23 protein-coding genes and 1 riboswitch are annotated in these 22,717 nt (G+C 40.5%); of the genes, 5 read left to right on the top strand and 18 right to left on the bottom strand.

Translation table 11 applies throughout. From position 1 onward, the window contains the following. Window positions 1-220: 220 nt before the first annotated feature. Window positions 221-757 carry a hypothetical protein gene (locus R4Z09_RS27005; RefSeq protein WP_338449756.1) on the top strand — a complete coding sequence of 179 codons (537 nt, stop codon included), beginning with the start codon at window positions 221-223 and terminating at the stop codon, window positions 755-757. 220 nt (window positions 758-977) lie between these two features. Continuing rightward, window positions 978-1,112, top strand: a complete 135-nt coding sequence (locus R4Z09_RS27000) for a hypothetical protein (RefSeq protein WP_338449755.1) — start codon at window positions 978-980, stop codon at window positions 1,110-1,112. A 172-nt stretch (window positions 1,113-1,284) separates the two neighbouring features. On the opposite strand, the gene R4Z09_RS26995 is transcribed toward R4Z09_RS27000, so the two are convergent. The 4 genes from R4Z09_RS26995 to R4Z09_RS26980 form a co-directional block, all read right to left on the bottom strand. Next, entirely contained in the window at window positions 1,285-2,067 is a 783-nt protein-coding gene (locus R4Z09_RS26995; protein WP_338449754.1) for an alpha/beta hydrolase, read from the bottom strand. Window positions 2,068-2,325: 258 nt separating this feature from the next. Next, a complete protein-coding gene (locus R4Z09_RS26990; RefSeq protein WP_338453366.1) occupies window positions 2,326-3,000 on the bottom strand; it encodes an FMN-dependent NADH-azoreductase in 675 nt (224 codons plus the stop codon). Window positions 3,001-3,142: 142 nt separating this feature from the next. Next, window positions 3,143-3,649, bottom strand: a complete 507-nt coding sequence (locus R4Z09_RS26985; RefSeq protein ID WP_338449753.1) for a 2,4'-dihydroxyacetophenone dioxygenase family protein — start codon at window positions 3,647-3,649, stop codon at window positions 3,143-3,145. A 40-nt stretch (window positions 3,650-3,689) separates the two neighbouring features. Further along, entirely contained in the window at window positions 3,690-4,331 is a 642-nt protein-coding gene (locus R4Z09_RS26980) for a hypothetical protein (RefSeq protein ID WP_338449752.1), read from the bottom strand. A 151-nt stretch (window positions 4,332-4,482) separates the two neighbouring features. On the opposite strand from R4Z09_RS26980, the gene R4Z09_RS26975 reads away from it, so the two are divergent. Beyond that, window positions 4,483-6,348 carry a helix-turn-helix domain-containing protein gene (locus tag R4Z09_RS26975; RefSeq protein WP_338449751.1) on the top strand — a complete coding sequence of 622 codons (1,866 nt, stop codon included), beginning with the start codon at window positions 4,483-4,485 and terminating at the stop codon, window positions 6,346-6,348. A gap of 76 nt (window positions 6,349-6,424) precedes the next feature. Here R4Z09_RS26975 and R4Z09_RS26970 read toward each other — a convergent pair whose 3' ends face one another. The 7 genes from R4Z09_RS26970 to R4Z09_RS26940 all read right to left on the bottom strand — a co-directional run bounded on the left by R4Z09_RS26970 (window position 6,425) and on the right by R4Z09_RS26940 (window position 14,686). Next, a complete protein-coding gene (locus R4Z09_RS26970) occupies window positions 6,425-7,468 on the bottom strand; it encodes an S-layer homology domain-containing protein (protein ID WP_338449750.1) in 1,044 nt (347 codons plus the stop codon). A gap of 190 nt (window positions 7,469-7,658) precedes the next feature. Beyond that, window positions 7,659-8,561 carry an L-serine ammonia-lyase, iron-sulfur-dependent, subunit alpha gene (gene sdaAA / locus R4Z09_RS26965; RefSeq protein WP_338449749.1) on the bottom strand — a complete coding sequence of 301 codons (903 nt, stop codon included), beginning with the start codon at window positions 8,559-8,561 and terminating at the stop codon, window positions 7,659-7,661. Between the two features lie 181 nt (window positions 8,562-8,742). Continuing rightward, complete coding sequence (sdaAB, locus tag R4Z09_RS26960; protein WP_338449748.1) at window positions 8,743-9,402, bottom strand: L-serine ammonia-lyase, iron-sulfur-dependent subunit beta; 660 nt, start codon at window positions 9,400-9,402, stop codon at window positions 8,743-8,745. A 253-nt stretch (window positions 9,403-9,655) separates the two neighbouring features. After that, entirely contained in the window at window positions 9,656-11,044 is a 1,389-nt protein-coding gene (locus R4Z09_RS26955; RefSeq protein ID WP_338449747.1) for an amino acid permease, read from the bottom strand. Between the two features lie 416 nt (window positions 11,045-11,460). Next, a complete protein-coding gene (locus tag R4Z09_RS26950; protein WP_338449746.1) occupies window positions 11,461-12,444 on the bottom strand; it encodes an L-threonine 3-dehydrogenase in 984 nt (327 codons plus the stop codon). Between the two features lie 116 nt (window positions 12,445-12,560). Continuing rightward, the gene (locus tag R4Z09_RS26945) at window positions 12,561-13,751 is read right to left on the bottom strand and encodes a glycine C-acetyltransferase (RefSeq protein WP_338449745.1); all 1,191 of its coding nucleotides are present in this window, start codon (window positions 13,749-13,751) and stop codon (window positions 12,561-12,563) included. Between the two features lie 701 nt (window positions 13,752-14,452). Then, the gene (locus R4Z09_RS26940) at window positions 14,453-14,686 is read right to left on the bottom strand and encodes a hypothetical protein (protein WP_338449744.1); all 234 of its coding nucleotides are present in this window, start codon (window positions 14,684-14,686) and stop codon (window positions 14,453-14,455) included. Between the two features lie 220 nt (window positions 14,687-14,906). On the opposite strand from R4Z09_RS26940, the gene R4Z09_RS26935 reads away from it, so the two are divergent. Further along, on the top strand, window positions 14,907-15,062 hold the full coding sequence (locus R4Z09_RS26935; protein WP_338449743.1) for a hypothetical protein: 156 nt from the start codon (window positions 14,907-14,909) through the stop codon (window positions 15,060-15,062). 197 nt (window positions 15,063-15,259) lie between these two features. Next, window positions 15,260-15,344: riboswitch (cyclic di-GMP riboswitch) on the top strand. Between the two features lie 48 nt (window positions 15,345-15,392). Next, complete coding sequence (locus R4Z09_RS26930) at window positions 15,393-15,563, top strand: hypothetical protein (protein ID WP_338449742.1); 171 nt, start codon at window positions 15,393-15,395, stop codon at window positions 15,561-15,563. A 76-nt stretch (window positions 15,564-15,639) separates the two neighbouring features. Here R4Z09_RS26930 and R4Z09_RS26925 read toward each other — a convergent pair whose 3' ends face one another. From R4Z09_RS26925 to R4Z09_RS26900, 7 genes are all read right to left on the bottom strand, one after another. After that, a complete protein-coding gene (locus tag R4Z09_RS26925; protein ID WP_338449741.1) occupies window positions 15,640-17,100 on the bottom strand; it encodes an aldehyde dehydrogenase family protein in 1,461 nt (486 codons plus the stop codon). Between the two features lie 146 nt (window positions 17,101-17,246). Continuing rightward, window positions 17,247-17,369, bottom strand: a complete 123-nt coding sequence (locus tag R4Z09_RS31205) for a GapA-binding peptide SR1P (protein ID WP_422392222.1) — start codon at window positions 17,367-17,369, stop codon at window positions 17,247-17,249. A gap of 18 nt (window positions 17,370-17,387) precedes the next feature. Further along, window positions 17,388-18,359, bottom strand: coding sequence for a transketolase family protein (locus R4Z09_RS26920; RefSeq protein ID WP_338449740.1), 972 nt, complete (start codon window positions 18,357-18,359; stop codon window positions 17,388-17,390). 3 nt (window positions 18,360-18,362) lie between these two features. Then, window positions 18,363-19,232: a transketolase gene (locus R4Z09_RS26915; protein WP_338449739.1), complete on the bottom strand. Its 870-nt coding sequence runs from the start codon at window positions 19,230-19,232 to the stop codon at window positions 18,363-18,365. 19 nt (window positions 19,233-19,251) lie between these two features. Next, window positions 19,252-20,295, bottom strand: a complete 1,044-nt coding sequence (locus R4Z09_RS26910) for a zinc-dependent alcohol dehydrogenase (RefSeq protein WP_338449738.1) — start codon at window positions 20,293-20,295, stop codon at window positions 19,252-19,254. Window positions 20,296-20,307: 12 nt separating this feature from the next. Continuing rightward, a complete protein-coding gene (locus R4Z09_RS26905; protein WP_338449737.1) occupies window positions 20,308-21,093 on the bottom strand; it encodes an SDR family oxidoreductase in 786 nt (261 codons plus the stop codon). 17 nt (window positions 21,094-21,110) lie between these two features. Beyond that, window positions 21,111-22,538 (bottom strand): MFS transporter, encoded by a 1,428-nt coding sequence (locus R4Z09_RS26900; RefSeq protein WP_338449736.1) that lies wholly within the window; start codon window positions 22,536-22,538, stop codon window positions 21,111-21,113. Window positions 22,539-22,717: the final 179 nt, after the last annotated feature.

The following is a 22,717-nucleotide window of genomic DNA, read 5'->3' as shown; positions in this document are numbered from 1 at the left end:
TTGATTCATTATTAGGAGGATTTCTGTTGTTATTAAGTACGGAAAGTTGACTAATAATATAGTCCTATAATGTTTTTGAAGCAAGAGAACCGTCCCTTTGCTTATGAATTAGTACAAAAGAACGGAATTTTACTATTTCATGAAGTTCTGCTAACATTTTCTATTAATTTAACATTTCGATTGGCAAATATGATATAAAAAAGGTAAGGGGGTATGTACCATGAAAAAAAATTGGAAGTTTAGATTTCTTGCTGTGCTGGTTATGGCCATTATGACTTTGGCTGTTGCTTGTGCGCCAACAAAAGAAGAGTCTGTTGACACTAAAAAAGAAGTGACAGAAGACGTTCAAGAGCCAGCATCTGGCACTGATGAACAAACGAAAAAAGAAGACACTCCTAAAGTAGAAGAACCAGCTGATACAGAGGACCCGGGAGCAGAAGAGGAGCCAACTGAATCCGAGGACCCGGGAACAGAAGCGGAGCCAACCGAATCCGAGGATCCGGGTACTGTCGAAGAGCCTGCAGGTGGAGATGAACAAGCCGCTGACGTACAGACTGTAAAGGGTACGTTTGGAGGTTTAGCCGATCCACACACATTTGAATTAAAAACGAATGCGGTCCCTGAAGGTGTTATGGCTTTCCAATTTTACGATGAAGAAATTGGTGCAAAACTTGATGCCATGGAAGAGGGAAAAGAATTAACCGTTGTCTATAAGACAAACGAGTATGGGCAAAATCTTGTGGAGAGCATTGAGTAACAAGAAATTGCGTAATATGGCCATTATAGTGCAAAGAGGGTAGACCAATTAGGTTTACTCTCTTTTCGTTTGCGTGAAAAAATTGCAGTAGGTATTCCAAGCATAGCTTATAAAAAAGGAAGCAAACTAAAAAGGTGGGTGCTGATAACTGAACTGATATCGTGATTTTTATAGTGTCAGCATCCTTGAACGATTTTTTGACATAAAGGGTGGTGGAATCATGGCTAAAAATAAGAATAACAATGCGCCGAAGCATAATAATGCTTTACCAAAAGTTGATGTGGAATTTGCCGAAGAACGCGGAAATGGATTTGAAAAGGTAGCCTTAAAAGGTCTGAACGAACAAAATAAGTAAACGTAAAAAGGGGCAGAAAAACTGTCCCTTTTTATCGTATAGAGTCCATGGAGCGATAACCAGAAGCGATAAGTGATACTGGAGTATATAAACAAACGTTTGATTAAAACTGGTTCTTTTTAATTTGAAAGCAAGAGAACCGTCCCTCTGCTTCGGAATTTTGCCCTCCGTTTTACCTAATAAAGTTTACCAGTTCTTGATTAAATTTGTCTTTTTCTTCCCAGACGGGGCCATGTCCGCTGTATTTGAAAGGGATGACATAGGAATTTCGGATGGATTGATGCAGGATATGGGATTGCGAAAATGGGATAACCTGATCGTGAATCCCATGGATGATGAGAGTGGGGACAAATATTTGGGCTAGATCTGGTGCTACATTTTCGTCCCTTAGTGAGATGATGGTTTTCAGTGTGGACCAGCTGCCTGCTTCTAAGCCCATTCGGATAAACCATTCTGAGAAAGGGCGGCTGGTGTTTTTATAAAAAAATATATCAGCGACATCCTCGAGCATATTTGGGCGGTCATTGCTCGCCTTGCTAAAAAGCTGGGCAGCTGTTTCCTTTGTAAAACCTGTCGGTGCAGCAGCATCTACAAGGACCAGCTTTGAAACGCCGTATCCATTGTGGCGCGCCATATATCGAATTGAAATGGCACCTGCCATCGAATGGCCGACGAGTGTAATGTTCTGCAATTGCAATGTTTGAATCACCATCCAGATATCATCTGCCATTCGGTTGTAATCATACCCACCCCATGGTTTATCGGACTTTCCAAACCCCCTTTGGTCAATGCCAATACATCTAAACCCCATCTCAGGCAGCACGTTATATTGATATTCAAACAAATGGTGATTCAACGGCCACCCATGAACAAACACAATCGTCCGGTTTCCCTCTGGATTCAAATCCTCCACATAAAGATTCACATTACTCTCCGTCCTCACAAAATAACCCAAACCATCATCACTCCCCAAAAGACCGTTTATATAAAATATATGAAATTAAGAAGTAAGAATAGAAGCAGAAGGTTGGCTCTTTTGATGGAAGCAGAGGGACGGTTCTTGTGCTTCCTTTCTGGTAGTAAGAATCCATATGGATAGAAAAAATGCCCGATCAAAGTAGATCGGGCATTTTCTTTGTGTTTAATGTTGGTCAATACGAGAATTCTTTCTAACTACCTTTTAGACTTTTGGAAGCAAGAGAACCCCTGCTTCTTAGAATTTCGCTGCAGCCTTTGAAACTTCTTCTAAACCATCGGCGATGATTTCTTGGGCGCGGTCTGGATATTGGTTATGACCTTCGATGATGACTGTTTCAGGATTGGTTACTCCCCATAATGCAAGGTTGGTTGAAACAAATTTTAGAGCTAATTCATTTGATGCTGCTGGCTCTGTAGAGTATACGCCGCCACGGGCAGTCAATAGAAGGACTTTTTTGTCTCCTACCAAACCAACTGGACCTTCTGGAGTGTATTTAAATGTTCTTCCTGCTTGAGCTAAATAAGAAATGTAGTTCACAAGCGGCGCAGGGACCATTGCGTTCCATAATGGAAAAGCCATAACAATTTTATCCGCTGCAAAGAATTGGTTTAAATATTGATCAACTAAGTCAGCAGCCGCAGCTTCTTCTGCCGTTACTTCCAACCCTTGATTACGTTTGAAAACGCCTGTAATTGCAGTGTGGCCATAATCCGTAATATTTTCCGCGAATAAATCCAGCTCAGTAATGGAGTCGTTTGGATTGGCTTCTTTGTATGTATTCAAGAATGTTTCATACATATTTGAACTAACTGCCTGATCGGCTGGTCTGTCATTTGCTTTGATAAATAAAACATTAGTCATCGTTGTATCCCCTTTAATTGTAAATATTTGAATATAATATTTCTTTATTAAGAATAATTATAATCCTGGGATAATATTACTCTTTTAAAATAACACTGTCAAAAAGTTAGCTTGGGAAAAACGAAGGGACGGTTCTGTTGCTTCTAAAGAAGCAACAGAACCGTCCCCTTGCATCATGTATTAACCTGTTTTACAAAAACAGCTTCTTATTGATTGGCAAATTATTTTCTTCGCAGTAGCTCATATAGTGGTCAATGAACCAATAGACATCGATGATAAGTTCAATGCGGCCTTCTTCATCGAGAAATTCTTCTGATCCATTTAAATGGAATAACGTTTTCATGCCGTGGTCGGACATGAGGGTGTGTGTTCTGCCTGGACTTTCGCGAATGAAGTCGCCTGGTTTTGCAACCCAATCATACTCCGCGTAATACCAGCTTCCTTCAAGGGTAAAGCCTGTTACAGGACCGCGGTGACGGTGACGCCCAAGGGAACCCCCGGCATCCACGCGAAGGATATTAACTGCAGCGTTATTGCGGACGTCAAAGGACAAGTGGCGAATCCATACTTTATCATTGCCTGGGAATGGAATCCATGGAGATTCTTCTTCTGACATATTTAAATATCCCTCTTCCAAAGCAAACTGATCACGTCTAGTATCTAATTTTTCTTCAATTGGAATATAGCTCTCAATCATCCTCATTACCCCCTTATTATTTTAAAGAATGAATCCCTGATCAAACCTTACTAGCCAGCTGCTGCTTTACAACTTCCAATGTCCAATACTTATCCGGGCGGCCTGCTTCCAAGCGCTCTAATACTTCCTTATGAATTTGAGCCACTTCAGCAGTTGTTATCAAATCTTCGTCAGCAACTTCTTCAATGACCACAGTGGTTTTATCTTCGTATAGATGCTCTCCTTTTAAGCGGGCAGTTTCTGGATCATATGGCCATAAGAAAACTTGGCGGCTTGAATAATGATAAATTTTTTCCGGATCATCTACATGAAATCCTAGGTCAAGCAGAGCTTGTCCTTTAATTAATTGATGGAATGTTAGTTCATCTGCGATTCCCCAATCTGCTACCGCTAACAGCTCATCTGAATGCCAAAGGACAGATTGTGCAGCAATATTATAAAAGCCAACCACCCCTTCCTTTTCCTCGACAACAAGAGGATTCTCACCCCATGTGATGCGGTAGACTGGGTGATCAACGGTCATATCAGACGCGACGATTTTATCAAATTGTCCAGAGCCCTCAAGATGAATATGACGGCGATAGTTTTCAAGAATCGCGATGTGCAGCGGGTTTGTGGTCTTTTCTAGTAAATCAGCAATGGGCTGTGTACAGGTAGCAATTACCTCTTTAAATTTACTCATCTTCATTCCCCCAGTTTGTGAACGTTTTCAAAAACCATCGGCGCCAGGTTTGTATAATCATATTAGTGTAAAAAAGGATTAAATAATAGTACAATAATTGCTAATATTATGAATATTTTTAATAATAAAGACTAAAGGATGGGACAACCCAATGGCATCAATTATTAATTCAGATGAAATGATCAAATATCTGCCTGAATCAGGTCAGCTTTTGGACACCTTAAGAAATCATTTAATTTCGGCATTGGGAATGGACCGTGCCAAAGGCTTTCTGCTTCGTTATGGCTGGGATTGTGGAGAAAAGTTTGCTGAGCTTTTAAAAAGGAAGGATGACTATAGTACCTTAACGTTAGAGGATTTATTTCTCTCTGGTTCACACGTACATGCCATTACGGCAGATCTGGGGAGTTCGGTCATAAAATTAATCGTTGATCCTGATACAAAGGACTATTTTTCAGAGGGATATTGGGTGTATTCGCAGGAAGCGGAAAAACATCTCGAACACTTTGGATTATCCTCTGAGCCGGTTTGTTTCACACTAACCGGCTATGCCGGCGGATACGTCAGCAGCATCCTTGGAAGACAGGTTATTTTTAAAGAAGTGGAATGCAAAGGGAAGGGCGATCCTCACTGTCATTGGGTTGCCATGCCTGTAGAGGATTGGGGAAAGGAGATTAAAAAAGAACTGCCCTATTATCAGGAGGAGAATTTAGGCCAGGAGTTAGATAATGCTTTTAAACGGATCGAGGAGCAGAAGGAAGTATTCAAACGGGCTCTGCAGATCAGTGAAAAGCTGCCAAATGCAATCTTAAATGGGAGCGGGCTTAAAGGGCTTATTACGCTTATTGAAAAAGAAATGAACTATCCGGTCCTGATTGAGGATATTCATTTTGAAAGGATCGAAGCCAGTTCATGTTTGAAAACCAGCGATTTAGGAGCTGATTTTGTTAAAAAAGAGTTAACACCTTACATTCAGTCCGCTTTTCAGGCAAAAAAGACGATCCTTTTAAAGGTTCCGACAGCAGGGAACGAAGTTTATCAAAGGCTTGTATCCCCGATTTTTTTAAGGAATAAATTATTTGGCTTTCTTTCTTTTATAAAAAAAGCAGGTGATTTTTCAGAGCTGGATTATTTACTCATTGAAAGAGCTTCATCCGTTAGTGCGATTCAAATTTTAAATGAAACCTCCGCTTTTGAAAATGAGAATCGATTAAAAGAGGAGCTATTAAATGGAATTTTTCAAGAAGAGCTGCCAAAAGAGGATTTAATTTATCGGTTAAAATTAGCTGGTTTTAATATTGCACAGCCACAATATGTGTGTATTTTTCATTTAAATAAATTTAATCATCGGGAACAGCTCCTCGATGAGGCTTTTATTGAATGGAAAAAAGCCGCTGTTGAGCGGATGTACAAGGTCATGGAGCAAAGAAAGGGAAAGGGATTGATGTCAACGCGGGTAAATCAAATCATCGCGCTCATTCCCGAAGAATGGGTTCAATCATTTCCTTCCGTGACGGCCGCAGGATCCTGGCTGTTGGATCATGCGTTTGCCGAGAATAATGAGCTGGATGTAACGTTAGGGATTAGTACGTTATGTAAAAGAGTGGAGGATTTGAAAAGGGGGCTGATCGAAGCTCAAAAAACCATTAACATGATGTCGTTCAGTAAAAGTCCATCGAGGGTCAAGTCGTATAAAGAGTTGGGCGCGATTGCGAAATTTATAGAACCCGAAAATTTCTCCGAGCTTATGTCATTTTCGCATGAATTATTGGATGATCTTATGGCCTATGATCATAAATATAAGGCTGATCTATTATATACACTCTATTGGTATTTAGAGAACAATGGCCATATGAAAAACACGGCAAAGGACATGAATGTGTCATTAGGATCTGTCCGCTACCGGCTGAACCGTATTCAAGAAATCGGCGGATTCAATCTCTCCACAAGCCAAGGCTTTTTCGACGCCCATGTCGCTGTTCAAGTATTCCTTTTATTAGGGCTAATCGAAATTTGATGAAAGCAGGGGGACGGTTCTGTTGCTTCCAAAGAAGCAACAGAACCGTCCCTCTGCATCTAAAACACTAATCTTCTTATTCAATTTTTGTTAATTCTGTAACTGTTACTCCATCTTTAGTTGTTTTAATCAGGCCTGTAAACGGTGCATAGTAGCTGACATATCCCTCTGTTGTAGTCACTTCGACGACGTTTTCGAAGGTTCCGGCAGGCGTTGTAACGGATAGAGAGGCGGCTGTTATTTTATAATAATCCGGCATTTCTCCGTAGCCGTCCCACGTATGTCCGACTTCTATCGGAAAGGCAACTTGCACCGAATATTCGGAGTCTGGGTAACCGAATTTATAGCCCGCACTATCCTGTCTCTCCACGATGGAATACGTTGTTCCGCTCTCTAGGTAGACCTTCCAGAGATTCCAGTTTTCATATTCCTCATTCTCGTATACATAGCGTACTTTTCCGCCATCTTCATAATGATATACTTTACTTGTATCTTTTAAAAATATTAGAGGTAATTTAACCTTGTAATCATCATTTAATGCCCGCGCTAAAAAGGCCGAGAAGTGTGCGCGTGTTACTTTTACATAAGGCCGGAATGTATAGTCTTCATAGCCGTTTGTGATGTTTTCTACAACGATTCTTTTAATATGCGGGTAGCTTTCCATAGAAGGTGAGATATCTGTAAAAGGAACTTCGGATTCTTTCGTGAGGTTAAAGGCTCTCGAAATCAAAATGGCTGCCTGCTCCCGAGTGATGATGGTATTTGGACGAAAGGTTCCGTCGGGAAAGCCTTTGATCACTCCAGCTTCTACAGCAGAGGTAATATATCCGCTTGCAATTTGCTTAGCGCTGACATCGGTAAACATGGTGTTTCGCTGCTCGCCATTTAAATTCAGCGTTCGTCCAATCATGATAGCCGCTTCAGCACGTGTGACTTCCGCTTCAGGCCGGACGGTTTTATCAGGGTACCCGCCAATGATGCCTTTGTTTTCAAGGTAGGTTATTTCTTCATAGAACCTGTGACTAGCTGGTAAATCAGTGAATGTTGCAGCCATAGCACTCAAACCAAAAAGACTAGATGAAAAGATAAATACAACAGACAGCAGGAACCATTTTCGCAAAATAATTCACTCACTCCTTGAAAAATAATACTATCTATTTTCTATTATAATGGTAAACTTGTGGAATTATTAGAATTATTTTTTGAAAATTATAAAAATGTGGACAATTGTTTTGTTTCAGTTGGAAAGACAGGGGGACGGTTCTTTTGCTTCCAAATTTGGAAGCAAAAGAACCGTCCCCCTGCAACTTTTAATTCAATAAATAATCCACTAACTTGTCTTTTGGCTCGCCAAAGATTTCTGCTTCAAGTCTGCGTCCAGTTGGTGTGGCAGCTAGTCCACCTTCTGCAGTTTCTCTTAGTGCGGATGGCATGGTTTGACCAATCGCGTACATAGCTGCGATGACTTCGTCGCATGGAATACGGCTTGTGATGCCGGCAAGTGCCATGTCTGCAGCGGTCAAGGCGTTGGAGGCACCCATTGCGTTTCGTTTCACGCAAGGTACTTCGACAAGCCCTGCAACCGGGTCGCACACAAGACCAAGCATATTTTTTAACGTAATAGCAAAGGCTTCTGCCGATTGCTGCGGTGTGCCGCCTGCCATTTCAACAATAGCTGCTGCTGCCATACTTGCAGCGGTCCCGACCTCTGCCTGACATCCACCGGCAGCTCCTGAAATGCAGGCGTTATTCGCAACGACGAATCCAAAGGCAGCTGTTGTAAATAAAAACTCAATCATTTCATATCTTGTTGGGTTGAGTTTTTCTTTTACAGCAAACAAGGTACCTGGAACGACGCCTGCTGATCCAGCGGTTGGTGTAGCGCAAATGGTTCCCATCGCTGCATTCACTTCATTTGTGGCGACTGCTTTGCTGACCGCATCTAATAACAGCGTCCCCGAAAGGGATTTCCCGCTTTGAATATAGTTTTGTAATAAAACGGCATCACCGCCGGTCAAACCGGTGCGTGATTTTACTCCGTTCAAGCCTCGTTCAACTGCTCGCTCCATTACAGTTAAGTTCTGATCCATTTTTGCGATGATTTCTTCTCGGGACAGTCCCGAGACTTCAATTTCCTGCCGAATCATTACTTCGGCAATTTTGATTTTATCTAACTCTGCTGCTTTCACAAGTTCAGCTACATTGCGAAACATAGCATTTCCCCCTGATGTACAAATTTCCTCAATATATAGTTAGGTTGTCCGCAAAAGACGTCTAGGCTGCTTTATTAATGATTTTTTGAATGGAAAAACAGGTGCAATTTCACATGGCTGTTGCTCCACACGAGTCCGCATGCAGTTTAATAAAACAAAACAGCTAAATCTATTCCGTCTGCTACTCAACCATCCGAATAACACTCGTAACATTTTCCAGCTTCTTTAATTCTTTGATTACTTGATCATCGATTCTTTCATCAACCTCGATGACCATAATCGCTGTATCGCCTTTTTCTTTTCTAGCCACTTCCATATGACCGATATTGATTTTGTATTTAGAAAAAATCGAGGTCACGCAGCTAATGACACCAAAGCGGTCAAGATGTGTGACAAGGATAGCCGGATCACCAGATAATTTTAGTTTGAATGAGTTGATTTCAGTTATTTCAATCGCACCGCCGCCAATGGAGATTCCAATGACCTCCAATTGTTTATCGTCATCAGATAAATTGATTTTGACTGTATTTGGATGCTCGGGTATGGCTTCTTCTGTTTTAAAAATAACCTCCATCCCGACTTGATCAGCGATTTCAAAAGCATCGGGGATGCGTTCATCAAATGTGTCAAAATCCAACAAGCCTGCAACTAAGGCCAAATCCGTTCCGTGGCCTTTGTACGTTTTGGCAAAAGAACCATAAAGGGAGATGATCACCCTAGTTGGCTGCTTTTCAAAAAGAGTGCGGGCCACACGACCAATCCGGGCTGCACCGGCTGTATGAGAACTAGAAGGTCCAATCATAACAGGACCGATAATATCAAATGCTGACCGATATTTCATAAAAGATCACCTAAGTTCTGTTTATAGTCATTTCTTGATGATATTTTCTTAAAAAAGAGGCTTATTTTGGAAGCGGGAGAACTGTCCCCATGCCTCTGTTTGGAAGCAAAAGAACCGTCCCTCTGCTTCTGATAATAAGAAATAGGGATAATTATAATTAACTATCCCTATTTTAGGATTATTTAGTCATATGAGGAATATGCATTATGGAAGCAGGAGAACCGTCCCCATGCTTCCATAATTCTTGTGCCTCTTATGCTATTTTGTCTTTATCTTTGTCAAGTTCTGCTGGTACTTTTTTGTTGATTCCGAAGGCGTAGAAGCTTACTGTGACTAGGCCAAGGAAGACGATGCCGGCGATTAGGGATATACGTGTTTCAACGTTGAACCACATGCCGACTAGTACTACGATTAGGAATGCAATGGTTAAATAGTTTGTAACAGGTGCAAATGGCAATTTGAATGGATGGCTGTCCATTGCGGCACCTTTAGATTTTCTAAAGTTAATTTGGCTGATTAGAATAACAAACCATGGAACCATACCAGGCAATACGCTTGCGGAGTAGACATAAACGAATATATTCTCCGGCGCAATGTAGCTTAATAATACGCCGACTGCTAATCCGATGACGACACCTAATGTTCCAACTAGCGGTACACCATGTTTTGTGACTTTTGTAAAGAATTTAGGAGCTTGTCCATTTACTCCTAATGTGTAAAGCATACGTCCTGCGCTGTAGATACCACTGTTACAGCCTGACATAGCTGCTGTAATAACAACGAAGTTAATAATTCCGGCTGCAGCTGTAATACCTACTTTTGCAAAAGTAGCTACAAACGGGCTGCCGATGGTTGTTAATTCATCCCAAGGATATACGGTTACGATTACAAAGATGGCACCAATATAGAAAATTAAAATACGTCCGATTAAGCTGTTGATCGCTTTTGTTAATGTTTTTTGCGGATCTTTTGCTTCACCAGCTGTAATCCCAACTAATTCTACACCCTGATATGCGCCGATAACAAGTGCTAATGCGAAGAAGAAGCCTTTAAAGCCGCCAGCGAAGAAACCGCCGTGTGACCAGAGATTTGACAATCCAATTGCGTTACCGCCGTTACCAAGTCCGAAGAAAATAAGTCCAAATCCAGCTACAATCATTAATAGAATCGTTACAATTTTTATAAGTGCAAACCAAAATTCAAATTCACCAAATGATTTAACCGAGACTAAGTTTGCTGCTGCAAGGATAAGCATGGCAACTAAACCTGGAATCCAAGAAGGAAGATCCGGGAACCAGAAGTTCATATATGTTCCGACAGCGATAATTTCTGCCATCCCTACAGTTACCCATTGGAACCAGTTACTCCAAGCAGTTAAATATCCTGCAAGTGGGTGAATATATTTATAACCAAATGTAGCAAAGGAACCGGTACTTGGCTCTACATACAGCATTTCCCCCATGGCACGCATGATGAAAAAGATAAAAATACCTGCAACTCCATAAGCTAACATAACTGACGGGCCTGTCCATTTAATTGTGCTGGCTGATCCCATAAACAAGCCAACACCGATTGTACCTCCTAGTGCGATCATCTGAATATGACGACTGGACAATCCTCTGCTTAATTCTTCTTTTGCCATTGTTGTTTCCTCCTGCTCTCCTATTTGTTAAAAGGTAGGGCTGCTAACATTCTGAGGCAAAACCAAACTCTTACATAAAGAGTCCTCCTTAAAAATACAATTGTTTTTTTATTACGGATGAAATATAATTATAATATAATTTTAGGGCAATGAAAGATATTTTTTTCTGTCCCTCGATTCCTTTTAAAGAAGTGGCGTTAAACAGGGACCTAACCTACTATTTGAGTTAGGTCGAATTCCTAACATGAGTGTCCAGCTCGTTATCTCAGGAAAATGTTTACGCTGCTTTTTTTGTTGTAAATCCATCCATTACACCTTGTAAATCCCACAACGATAGTCTTTTATCATTCTTTTTAGGTTTTCTCATATCGACGGCAATATTCCCTTCATAATCTACAAGTACGACTGTTATTGTTTTAAGCAGAAACTAATTCTTTAGCTTTGAAGGGAATTCCTAATTTTTTCGATAGGTTTTCCAACATATCCTTCGTCATACGGTCTAAGTCATACTGCGGATTGAAATCCCATTCCTGATAAGCGGCAGATGCATCTAAGCTGTTTGGCCAAGAGTTGGCAATTCCTTGACGCACAGGGTCTACATCATAATCCATTTCAAATTCCGGAATAAATTTTCTAATCGAAGCGGCAATTTGTTCCGGTTCGAAGCTCATCGCTGTAATGTTAAATGCATTGCGGTGCTTCAATTTTGCTGGGTCAGCTTCCATCAATTTGATGATGGCATCGATGGCATCCGGCATATACATCATATCCATGTAAGTTCCTTTGCCGATGAATGAAGTGTATTTTTTATTTTTCAATGCTTCATAATAGATATCAACTGCGTAGTCTGTTGTACCACCGCCAGGAAGTGTTTTGTATGAAATCAAGCCAGGGAAACGAACGCCGCGCGTATCAACACCGAATTTTGTAAAATAGTAGTCACATAATAATTCACCAGCTACCTTTGTCACACCGTACATCGTTGTTGGACGTTGAATTGTATCCTGTGGTGTTAAATCCTGCGGTGTGCCAGGTCCAAAGGATCCGATTGAGCTTGGTGTAAAGAACTTAAGCTTTAATTCACGTGCTACTTCAAGTGCGTTTACAAGACCGCCCATATTTAAGTCCCAAGCTAACTTTGTTTTCTTTTCTGCTACGGCTGATAAAAGTGCTGCTAAGTGGATAAATGTGTCGACTTGATATTTTTTAGCCATATTAAGCATGGCTTCATAATCCATCACATCCAGAATTTCAAATGGGCCGCTTTCAATGACGATGTTGCCATCAACACGTCGGATATCTGTTGCAATAACGTTTTCTGTTCCATAGATTTCACGCATCCGCATCACTAATTCTGAGCCGATTTGGCCTAAGCATCCAGTTACAAGTATTTTTTTCATTTTCTTAACCCCCAAAGTTAACAGTAATATAGGATTTTTTTTCATATCAATAGGAAAAATCTATGATATCGCTTTCATTTGACTAGCCTGTGAAAGAAATCCTTTCACAGAACCGTTTAAATAATGTTCAATTCTTTCCCGACTTTTTCATATACGGCAAGCGCTTCATCAAGCATTTCCTTTGTATGTGCTGCTGTCGGCATATTTCTTACTCTTCCCGTCCCTTTTGGTACAGTTGGGAAGGTAATGGATTTTGCATATACGCCTTCTTCCATTAAACGGCGGGAGAATTGCTGTGTTAAATTTTCATCGCCAATGATACATGGTGTGATAGGTGTTTCAGAATGGCCGATGTCAAAGCCTAATTTCTTCAAGCCTTCTTTTAGGTATTTTCCGTTTTCCCAAAGCTTTTCAACTTTTTCAGTTGATTCCATCATAATATCGATCGCTTCAATACATGCAGCTGCATCACCTGGTGTCATTGATGTTGAGAAAAGGAAAGGACGTGCACGAACCTTTAGCCAGTCAATTAACTTTTGTGAACCGGCTACATACCCGCCAACAACACCGATTGCCTTTGACAGTGTTCCAATTTGGAAGTCAATGCGATCGGATAGTCCAAAATGCTTTACTGTACCTGCACCTTGACCCATAACGCCTGATCCGTGTGCATCGTCTACATATGTGATTAAGCCGTATTCTTCAGCAATCTCAACGATTTCAGGAAGCTTTGCGACATCTCCGTCCATTGAGAACACACCGTCTGTAATATACATAACCTTTTCATACAGTCCGCTTTCCGTCGCTTCTTTTGCTACACGGCGCAGGTCATCCATGTCTTGGTGCTTCGCGCGAAGAATTTTTGCTCCTGATAAGCGGCAGCCATCAATGATGGAAGCATGGTTTAATTCGTCAGAAATTATGGCATCTTTCTTTGTCATGACCGCTGAAATGGCACCCATGTTGCAGTTAAATCCAGATTGGAAAGCGATAGCCGCTTCTGTGTGCTTTAATTCAGCAATTCTTTTTTCTAATTCATTGTGGATGGATAAGGTTCCGTTAATCGTACGCACCGCACCGGCACCAACACCATACTTCTGAACGGCTTCAATTGCTTTTTCCTTCAATCTGTCATTGTTAGAAAGACCAAGGTAGTTGTTCGAAGACATATTGATAACCGTATTCCCGTTAATCTGGACCTTTGGACCGTTTGGACCTTCGACAGTATCGATCACATTGTAAAGTCCTTTTTCACGTAATTCGTTAAGCTGGGGTGTTAGAAAATCATCTAATGCTTTTTTTGCCAATGGTAATCCTCCTTTAAAAATAAAGCTTCTTAGTTTTACTCAAAATTTATTAGTGTAACTGCTGTATTATTCGGAATGTTCTATAATGTATTCGCTTACATATGGTGTAAAAAATTTTTCCGGGTATCTGGTACAACTGCATGGATTAAGCTACGCTAATTGATTTTGGTAAAATAATTGATTTCAATAATCGTAGATGTGATAAATATCACCCTCTATCAATCATTTGTCATATCTTTATTACATTGCCATCATAACCTCGTTGAAGGATAGTGTCAACGCTTTCAAAAATACACAAATTTTTCAGATTTCTTTGTCATTACAGGGTGTTCAGCTGTTTTGTTCAAATGGACTAATCACAAAATTCCGCCTCATATGGACACGTGTACCGCAATAAAAGAGCGTGAAAAAACGAACAAATAACCTGGAAGCAGAGGGGTGGTTCTCCTGCTGTCTTCTACCGTATTGAGCCTAAACTGCTATTCTTGTATACTTCCATGCATGATATGGGAAATTTTAGTAATAGAGTATTTTTGATAAATTAGTATTGGCTCCTAAGATTAATTAGAGCTAATAGATAGGGTTGAGAGAATTTGTAGTTGCATTTCTGAACTTTTCAAACAAAAGAGGCTAACCTTAGGAAGGGCAGCCTCTTCTGGGGATAAAGCCATTGTTTTGCTTTGGACTATATTTCAAGAGCTTCAGTTACAGTTCTTAAACACCTCTTGCGTTTTGAGATCATTTATTTTAATGCCGCTGCTATCACCGGGACTTCCCTCAATACCTTCAATGGTCCCCGCAATCTCCAGTGGAATTGACTTTAAATTTGCCTCTGTATGGGTAGGGACAGCTCCGCTGCTGTTATTGTTACTGCTGCAGCCCGTCAAAACCAACAAAGTGAAAATTACTAGCAACAACGTTACCAGCCTTTTCATTTTATCCACCTCATTTTTGTGTCTGTAAAGGATGTATATGCCGGCTGCTTTTACCCTTATTCAAGCCAATTAATGGAATATTTTCTTGTTCTTTTTAAATAAAGAACAGCGGTGGCAGAAAACACTATTTCTAAGGATTTGTTTTCAAAACTAAAACAAGTAATTTCTCCAAAAATGTACATAATAAAACCGTTACTATTTGAAAGGAGATGGAAAGAGAATGTCAAAACAAGGCATGACGAACAATAATCAAACAAGAGCGCAAAAAGAAAGACAGGACAATCGTAATGATATTGAACTAGGAAATGAATTTCAAATTGGAAATTCCGGATCACAAAGCCAGAAAAAAAGCGGGCGGCAAGTGAATAAGAAATAAAACCCTATATAAAAGAGGTTGATCAAATTAATGATCAACCTCTTACTTTATTTTGGGTTAAATAAATAGATATGATGAAATAATGTTTGAATGTAGTAGAATCATCCCTATGCACTTATTTTCTAGTACTAAATACCCTAGACTAATTTCGTGTAATGTGTCATAAATAAAGTATGGGAAATTTAAACATATAAATCGTACGATAACGGCAAAACTATTGAAAAATAGTGACGCAAAGCTATAGGGGCTAAAGATTAACAACCATGCTCGCCAGCTACCGAATACGGACTCCTGCGATTTATGTGGTAACGATCAAAAGGAGGAATCCCTATGAATATGATTAACAAATGGTTTTACAACTGGCATTTAATGAAATCAAGACATTATCAGGCGCTAGTCAATGATTGCATAAGCGTTTCACTACGAAATCGACTGCTCATTAAAGCATCCTATCATCGAGAGCTGGCTCAGCAATACATAGATCCTATTTATCCAATATAAAAAGAAAAGAAGCAGGGGAGGTTCTCCTGCTTCTTTTCTTTTTGAAAATTAATTTATGAGTAGAGGGATGGCTCTTTTAAAAAGCAAACAGTCTCTCTTTTGTTTGAATGGATACCCATTTCATGGAGGTGAATTCGTCGACGACCCATGGGTTTCCGAATCGTCCCAGACCGCTGGCTTTGTTGCCGCCAAATGGGATATTTGGTGAGTCATTGACAGTCTGATCATTGATATGGGTCATACCCGCATCCAGCCGGAGTGCGTATTGTTCACCTTTTTCTAAATTACTTGTAAAAATGGCTGAGCTTAAGCCAGCTTCTGTTTCATTGGCCATCGCGATTGCTTCTTCATCACTGTCTGCTTTTATGATTAAAGCAATTGGGGCAAATAGTTCTTTTTGAGCAAGTTCACTATCGTTTTTAACGTCAGTAAAAATGTAAGGGGTTAAGATATTGCCTTCCCGCTTTCCTTCAAGAGCTATAGTTACTCCTTCTTTTTTTGCCAACTCTACGACTTCAAGTGCTTTTTCAATTTGCCGTTCATTAATAAGTGGTCCAATGACAGTAGTCGGATCCTGTGGATTCCCGGCAGCCAATCCTTTTGTACGTTCAACATATTGCTCGACAAAGGCATCGTACTGATCTTTGTGAACAATGATTCGATTTATAATCATACAAATTTGTCCTTGGTGAATAAATTTGCCAAAAATAGCGGCGTTTACTGCTTGTTCCACATTTGCATCAGATAACACAACAAATGGACTGTTTCCACCTAGTTCTAGTGCCACTCGTTTTAAATTGCGTCCGGCAATGGATCCAATATGTCGTCCAACAGCAGTAGAACCAGTAAAGCTGATTAAACGAGGAATTGGATTTTCCATCATTTCATCCCCGATTTCTTCTATATCCGTTAAGATCATGTTGAATACTCCTGCCGGCAGACCTGCATATTCAAATGCCTTTGCAAGGACGACACCACCAACAAGTCCCACTTGAATATCCGGTTTATGAACAATCGTATTCCCAAGGGCAATTGCTGGAGCAATCGTACGCATCGATAAGTTCATTGGGAAATTGAAAGGAGAGATAGAAGAGATCACCCCTAATGGAAGACGGTAGATTTGATTCACTTTTCCTTCCGTACCTGTTGGGACTTCACAAACAGATCCTACTTCACCAGCATAATTTAACGCCTCTTCCAATACTTCTAAAGCAAGATGCAATTCAACATTTGCCTTTAAAATCGTTCCACCTGTTTCGCGGCTGACAAGCTGGACAATTTCTTCGCGATTGTCTTTCAAGTATTGAGCAGCTTTTTCAATGACTGCTTTTCTTTCCTTTTCAGATGATCTTGCCCATCCTTTTTGTGCCTCTTGAGCCGCTTCAAAGGCTCGTTTTACCTGTTGTTTGGAAGCAATGTTGATTTCTGCAATCACGGAGTTATCAAAAGGATTGACATCTTGATAGACCCTGCCGCTGTCACCGCTTACCCATTCACCATCTATGTAACTTTTTGTCAAACTTACGAATTTGCTCATCTTCGTTCTCCTCTCTATATTTCCTATTTACTTATTTTCAATGAAATCAACAAAACTTCCTCTATTAACTTGAGAAAGAGGGAAAAAGCCGCAAGACCATTCGCTTGTCTTAGCGGCCTTTTCATACGATCCATTTTTAGCTAGTCCTATTTAGATTCTTTCTTTTCATGACTACAATTCAAACATTTCCCATACAATATGCCGGCTTTTTCATCTTGCATTGTTTCGATTAACTCTTCACATTGTTGACAAATTAATTGAGTCACCATGTCCCGCTCCTTTATCTGTTATTTATTGTTAAAAAATTCAAGGACTGTCTTTGCAATGCCCTCTGGAGCCATTCCGTAATATTCATAGACTTCATTTGGTTCACCTAATATCGCGAATTTATCAGGAAGACCGATGCGCTTAAATCGGGTTGGGATATCTGATTCTGCAATAATCTCAGCGACTTGTCCGCCAAGCCCTCCATTAATACTGTGATCCTCTACTGTAACAATACATCCTGTTTCACTTGCTGCTTTTAAAACCGCTTCTTTATCAAACGGTTTGATCGTATGCATATCTAGCACTCTTGCATGAATCCCGGATTCTTCTAATTTTTTCGCAGCCATTAAACTCCAGTACACGCTGCTTCCTGTACCGATTAGCGTTAAGTCTTCGCCTTCTTTAATGGTTATCGCTTTTCCAAATTCAAATTCATAGTTATTATCCGCATAAACATCAGGCTCAGCACCACGGGCAATCCGGATAATCATTGGACCTGGATAGTCCATCGACTGTCTAACAACCTTTGCGCATTGGTTCGCATCTGCCGGACAAACTACTGTTAAGTTTGGTACTGCACGGTAAAACGCAAGGTCAGCAATCGCATTATGTGTCGGGCCGCCGCCGGAAGTAACTCCCGCATGAGTGCCAATTAAGCGAACAGGTACATCGTTATACGCAATATCCGCATGAATTTGATCGGCTGCTCTTAGTGGTAAAAATGGTCCAAATACCTGGGCAAATACGACTTTCCCAGATAAAGCAAGTCCTGCAGACAATCCAACCTGATTGGCTTCGGCAATCCCAACATTGATACAGCGCTCTGGATAGGCTTTCATCAATTTGCCGACCTCTGATGAAGGGGCTACGTTGTCAGAACAAACAAACGCAAAATCAATTCCTTCATCTGCCATTTTCCGTAATTCCGTTCCATATACCTCACGTGCGGATGATAAAATTTGATCAAAATTTAACGTTACATCTACAGCCATAATTTATCTCACCTTTCTTGTGTTTTCGATGGATTCTAGTGCTTCTTCCCATTTTTCTTTATTCAATTGACCGGCATGCCAGCCCACTACATTTTCCATAAAAGATACGCCTTTGCCCTTTACTGTATTGGAGATAATACAAATTGGCTTACGGCGAATAATAGGATCGGAGGGAGGGAGGGACTCAAGGGCTGCGCAAACTTCACCCATATCGTTTCCGTTAATTTCAATGACATCCCAGCCGAATGCCCTCATTTTTGCATCCAATGGGTCAATGGAATTGGTCTGACCTGTCGGGCCTGACATTTGCAGATCATTTTTATCAATAATCGCTACTAGATTGCCAAGTTGATAGTGTCCTGCTGTCATAAAGGCTTCCCAGTTTGTCCCTTCTTGAAGTTCACCATCACCGATGATACAGAATGTGCGCCAGTTTTCATTGGACATCCGTGCACCAAGTGCCAGTCCTGTTGCAATTGGCATCCCATGACCAAGAGAGCCTGTAGAAGCTTCGATTGCATCGATATACTTACGGTTAGGGTGCATACTGAAAACGGCTGTTTCAAGTGATTCAAAATGATCGACCATATAGTCCATTGTGTACATGCCCATGTCCTGATAGATCGTATAAAGAGCTTCTGCGCAATGGCCTTTACTTAAAATCAATCGGTCACGTTCGGGCATGTTTGGATTTTTTGGATCATAATTCATATATTTATAATAGAGTGCAACAGCCATATCAATGACAGACAACTCACCGCCTAAATGTCCGGCGATGCCAATTCGGTAGATATACGTACATAAGTTTTTGCGGATTTCAATGGCTTTATCTTCTAATTCTTGAACGGTAAGGTTTTTTATAGTACTAGTCATTTCTAAACACTCCTTTTTTCTAATTGCATTTAATCAATACTTTTGGATATTTCCCGCTCATATGGGCTTCAAACGCCTCGACACCTTGCTCCAATGGAATGATTTTTTGTGTGAAAGGCTTCAGATCAAGCTGCGGCAGCATTTGAAGTGCACGCGGAAACGCATATGGTGCGACAAAAATGCCGGAAATCGTTAGTTCTTGGAAATAACATTTTTCATATAAATTTAATGGCATTTCATAGCCTGCAGGGAACATGGCAATATATAAAACCGTGCCGCCTCTTCCGGCAATATCACAGGTAACATTCGCTGCCCGAGGGGAGCCTGATGCTTCGATGACGACATCAAATCCGCGTCCATCTGTAATGTGTTGAGCAGCATCTTTTACGTCTTCATGAATTGGATCGATGACATGATCTGCGCCAAATCGTTTCGCTAATTCGCGGCGCTCCGCAATCGGCTCAATTAACGTTAGCGATGTGGCCCCGAATTTTTTCATCATTTGAAGTGTTAATAATCCAATCGGTCCGCCTCCTGAGATGGCAACTCTCTGTCCTACTTTCATATTGGCTTTATCCACGATACGAACAGCAATCGATACCGGCTCAAGCAGACAAGCTTCTTCTAGTGATACATGATCTGGTATTTTCCATACCTGTGACTCATGCCAAACAATGGTTTCAGCCATGCCCGGGCGGTTATAATCATGTACATGTTCACAAAATTGCTCCTGGCCATTTAAGCAGTAGTAGCAGGTGCCGCAGAATTTCAAGAAGTTCCCGGCTACGCGGTCGCCAACCTTCAAGCCTTTTTTCGTTGCTTTCGGACCGAGTTCCATAATTACACCGGATACTTCGTGACCAATCCCAAAGGGAGGCTCCCATCCGAAAATTCCTTCAACCAGATGCGGATCAGAACCGCAAATCGAACAATAGGCGACTTGGATTCTTACATCTTCTTCTCCAAGGGGCTGCTCGGGAAGATCGATGACATCGACTCTTCCACGTGTTTCTTCATTTGGATCATTTAATTTTCCAATTTTAACTGCTGCGATTGTTTTCACTGTGTTTACCTCCTAAAGTGTGGTAGCAAAGCCGCCATCGACATTGATGGTCCAGCCATTGATATAATTGGATGCTGAGCTTGCTAAAAAGACGGCAGTTCCCATTAAATCGGCGCCGGAACCCCAACGGCCGACAGGAATACGGTCATTAATTTTGTTGAAGTAGTCTTTATTGTCTGTCAGTGTTTTTGTCATTTCTGTTTCCAAAAAACCTGGTGCAATTGCATTTGTTTGAATATTGTATTGACCTGCTTCATTGGCAAATACCTTGGTTAAGCCAACAATTGCGTGTTTACTTGTTGTGTACGGGGGACAATTTTTATCAGCTGTAAAAGCAAGGGCGGATGCGATATTGATGATCTTGCCTGAGCGCTGTTTGGCCATCTCTTGAACGACAAGATGGCTCAAGTAATAGACAGCATTTAAATTAATGTCCATGACCTTTTCCCATGCCTGATCTGAATAATCGAGGAAGTCTCCAAAAATTCCGACCCCGGCATTATTGACGAGAATATCAATTTTTCCGTATTGCTCGATGCATCCTTCTACGACTCTTTGAATATAGGATTTATCTGTTAAATCACCTTGGATAAAGGCAACTTTTTGCCCTGTTGCTTCGATTAATTCTTTTACTTCTGATACATCATCCGTTAAATGAGGAATGTAAAGATCTGCCCCTGCTTTTGCAAAAGCAACGGCATAGGCCATTCCTAGTCCTTGATTGGCGCCAGTTACAATAGCTACCTTTCCTTTTAATGAAAAGGCATCTAGTGAAAAATCTTGTAAACGATTACTCATAATGACCTCCTAATTGATTAATTTTTACCTGCATTACGGATCGCTAATTCATGCATGATCTTTTCAACTTTTTCTTCCGTCAAATTATAGAAGGCCATAAAAATGACTAATGTGACCAAACAAACAATAGCTGGAAGGTATGAAGTAATAAACATGATGCCGCCTAATGCTTCTGCAGATTGTGTTACGTTTGGAACATATCCAGCATTCGCTAATACCATTGTTGGAATGACTCCGCCAATGGTCAGAGCGCCTTTTAATCCAAGTGTTATTGTTGTGTAGATGACTGCCGGATAGCGCTTGCCTGTATTGTATTCTGCATATTCAACAGCATCCGGAATAATGGACCATAAAATCCCCATCAAAATTCCGTATCCGAAAGAAGAAACGGTTTTAGCTGTCATCAACATGGTAATGGATGAAGCCGGGATGAAAGAAAAGGCAATTGCTCCGAGTCCTGCAAGAATTAATCCTAGAGCGACTGTGTTTTTCTTTTTAAGCTTTTTAACAAGAAGGATAACAAATGGAACAGCAATAACAGATGGCAGTACATTTAATAATGAAAACAACCCAACAAGATCTCCACGGCCTATGTTGTAGGTAATAAAGTAAATTCCTGATGCAGAGGATACGGTATTAAATCCATAAACTCCTAAGAATAAGAGAAATAAAATGACGCACGGACGATTGGTCAATAACTGGACGAATATGTCTTTGATCCCAACAGGATCAAGATGTGAAGCAGATTGAATGCGTTCTTTTACTGTCGTATAACTGTAAAGCAAAATAGATGCAGAAATAACTGCTAAAAGAATAATGGTTATTTGATAACCTGTCGCCTGATCCTCTTTTCCAAAATAAGCGGATAAAATGGGAATGAATAAGGCAACCACAACACCGCCTGCCTGGGCGAACATCATCCGAACGGAATTCAATTTTGTTCTTTCATCAGGGTCAGCTGTCATAACGGTAGTTAATGAAATATATGGATTAATGATGAGTGTGAATAATGTATTAAGCAGGTTATATGTTGCATAAGCCCAAAGCAGTTTCCCGATATGTCCCATATCCGGAACGGTAAAGGTTAAAACTGCGATTAATGCGAATGGTACTGAAAAATAGAGGATATATGGTTTATATTTTCCTCTTTTTGGATTAAGCCGCTCAACGATGGCACCCGACCATGGATCCCAAATGACATCCCAAAATCTCGAAATCAGAAACATGAGTGATACTTCGGCTGCAGTCAGCCCATAAACATCTGTGTAGTAGAAAGTAAGAAACATCAGAATTGCTTGAAAGACAAGATTCATGGCAAAATCAACTAGGGAATAGCCGGCAATTTCCCGCCTTTCCAATTTGTAAAAACCTGGTTTTGCAGATGTTTTCTTATAGCCATTTGAATCAACTACTATTTCTTTTTGTTCTAAACTTATTTCTGACATCTACTTCCCTCCTTTTTATTAGAAGCAATCTTCTTACTATGGATTATAATGAATACGTTTTCATATAAACCGTGTTTTTTTTAGAAAATGGTGTTCTTTTTTTATATTTTCATAATTATTTGATTATTTAGTTAAATAAAACTATAATGATACTATCTTATTTCACTAAAGTTTGTTTC

This window comes from Niallia oryzisoli, assembly GCF_036670025.1.
Classification (GTDB): domain Bacteria; phylum Bacillota; class Bacilli; order Bacillales; family Cytobacillaceae; genus Bacillus_BD; species Bacillus_BD oryzisoli.
Note: the sequence above shows the minus strand (reverse complement) of the source record. Positions and strands in the feature narration are given on the sequence as shown.

Excerpts from the sequence above, each read along its gene's own strand:
- R4Z09_RS26930 (WP_338449742.1), top strand. The coding sequence starts at position 15,393 with ATGAATATGATTAACAAATGGTTTTACAACTGGCATTTAATGAAATCA.
- R4Z09_RS26955 (WP_338449747.1), bottom strand. The coding sequence starts at position 11,044 with ATGGCAAAAGAAGAATTAAGCAGAGGATTGTCCAGTCGTCATATTCAG.
- R4Z09_RS26905 (WP_338449737.1), bottom strand. The coding sequence starts at position 21,093 with ATGAGTAATCGTTTACAAGATTTTTCACTAGATGCCTTTTCATTAAAA.
- R4Z09_RS26985 (WP_338449753.1), bottom strand. The coding sequence starts at position 3,649 with ATGATTGAGAGCTATATTCCAATTGAAGAAAAATTAGATACTAGACGT.
- R4Z09_RS26935 (WP_338449743.1), top strand. The coding sequence starts at position 14,907 with ATGTCAAAACAAGGCATGACGAACAATAATCAAACAAGAGCGCAAAAA.
- R4Z09_RS31205 (WP_422392222.1), bottom strand. The coding sequence starts at position 17,369 with ATGGTGACTCAATTAATTTGTCAACAATGTGAAGAGTTAATCGAAACA.
- R4Z09_RS26920 (WP_338449740.1), bottom strand. The coding sequence starts at position 18,359 with ATGGCTGTAGATGTAACGTTAAATTTTGATCAAATTTTATCATCCGCA.
- R4Z09_RS27000 (WP_338449755.1), top strand. The coding sequence starts at position 978 with ATGGCTAAAAATAAGAATAACAATGCGCCGAAGCATAATAATGCTTTA.
- R4Z09_RS27005 (WP_338449756.1), top strand. The coding sequence starts at position 221 with ATGAAAAAAAATTGGAAGTTTAGATTTCTTGCTGTGCTGGTTATGGCC.
- sdaAB (WP_338449748.1), bottom strand. The coding sequence starts at position 9,402 with ATGAAATATCGGTCAGCATTTGATATTATCGGTCCTGTTATGATTGGA.
- sdaAA (WP_338449749.1), bottom strand. The coding sequence starts at position 8,561 with ATGTTTCGCAATGTAGCTGAACTTGTGAAAGCAGCAGAGTTAGATAAA.
- R4Z09_RS26915 (WP_338449739.1), bottom strand. The coding sequence starts at position 19,232 with ATGACTAGTACTATAAAAAACCTTACCGTTCAAGAATTAGAAGATAAA.
- R4Z09_RS26980 (WP_338449752.1), bottom strand. The coding sequence starts at position 4,331 with ATGAGTAAATTTAAAGAGGTAATTGCTACCTGTACACAGCCCATTGCT.
- R4Z09_RS26900 (WP_338449736.1), bottom strand. The coding sequence starts at position 22,538 with ATGTCAGAAATAAGTTTAGAACAAAAAGAAATAGTAGTTGATTCAAAT.
- R4Z09_RS26975 (WP_338449751.1), top strand. The coding sequence starts at position 4,483 with ATGGCATCAATTATTAATTCAGATGAAATGATCAAATATCTGCCTGAA.
- R4Z09_RS26950 (WP_338449746.1), bottom strand. The coding sequence starts at position 12,444 with ATGAAAAAAATACTTGTAACTGGATGCTTAGGCCAAATCGGCTCAGAA.
- R4Z09_RS26925 (WP_338449741.1), bottom strand. The coding sequence starts at position 17,100 with ATGAGCAAATTCGTAAGTTTGACAAAAAGTTACATAGATGGTGAATGG.
- R4Z09_RS26940 (WP_338449744.1), bottom strand. The coding sequence starts at position 14,686 with ATGAAAAGGCTGGTAACGTTGTTGCTAGTAATTTTCACTTTGTTGGTT.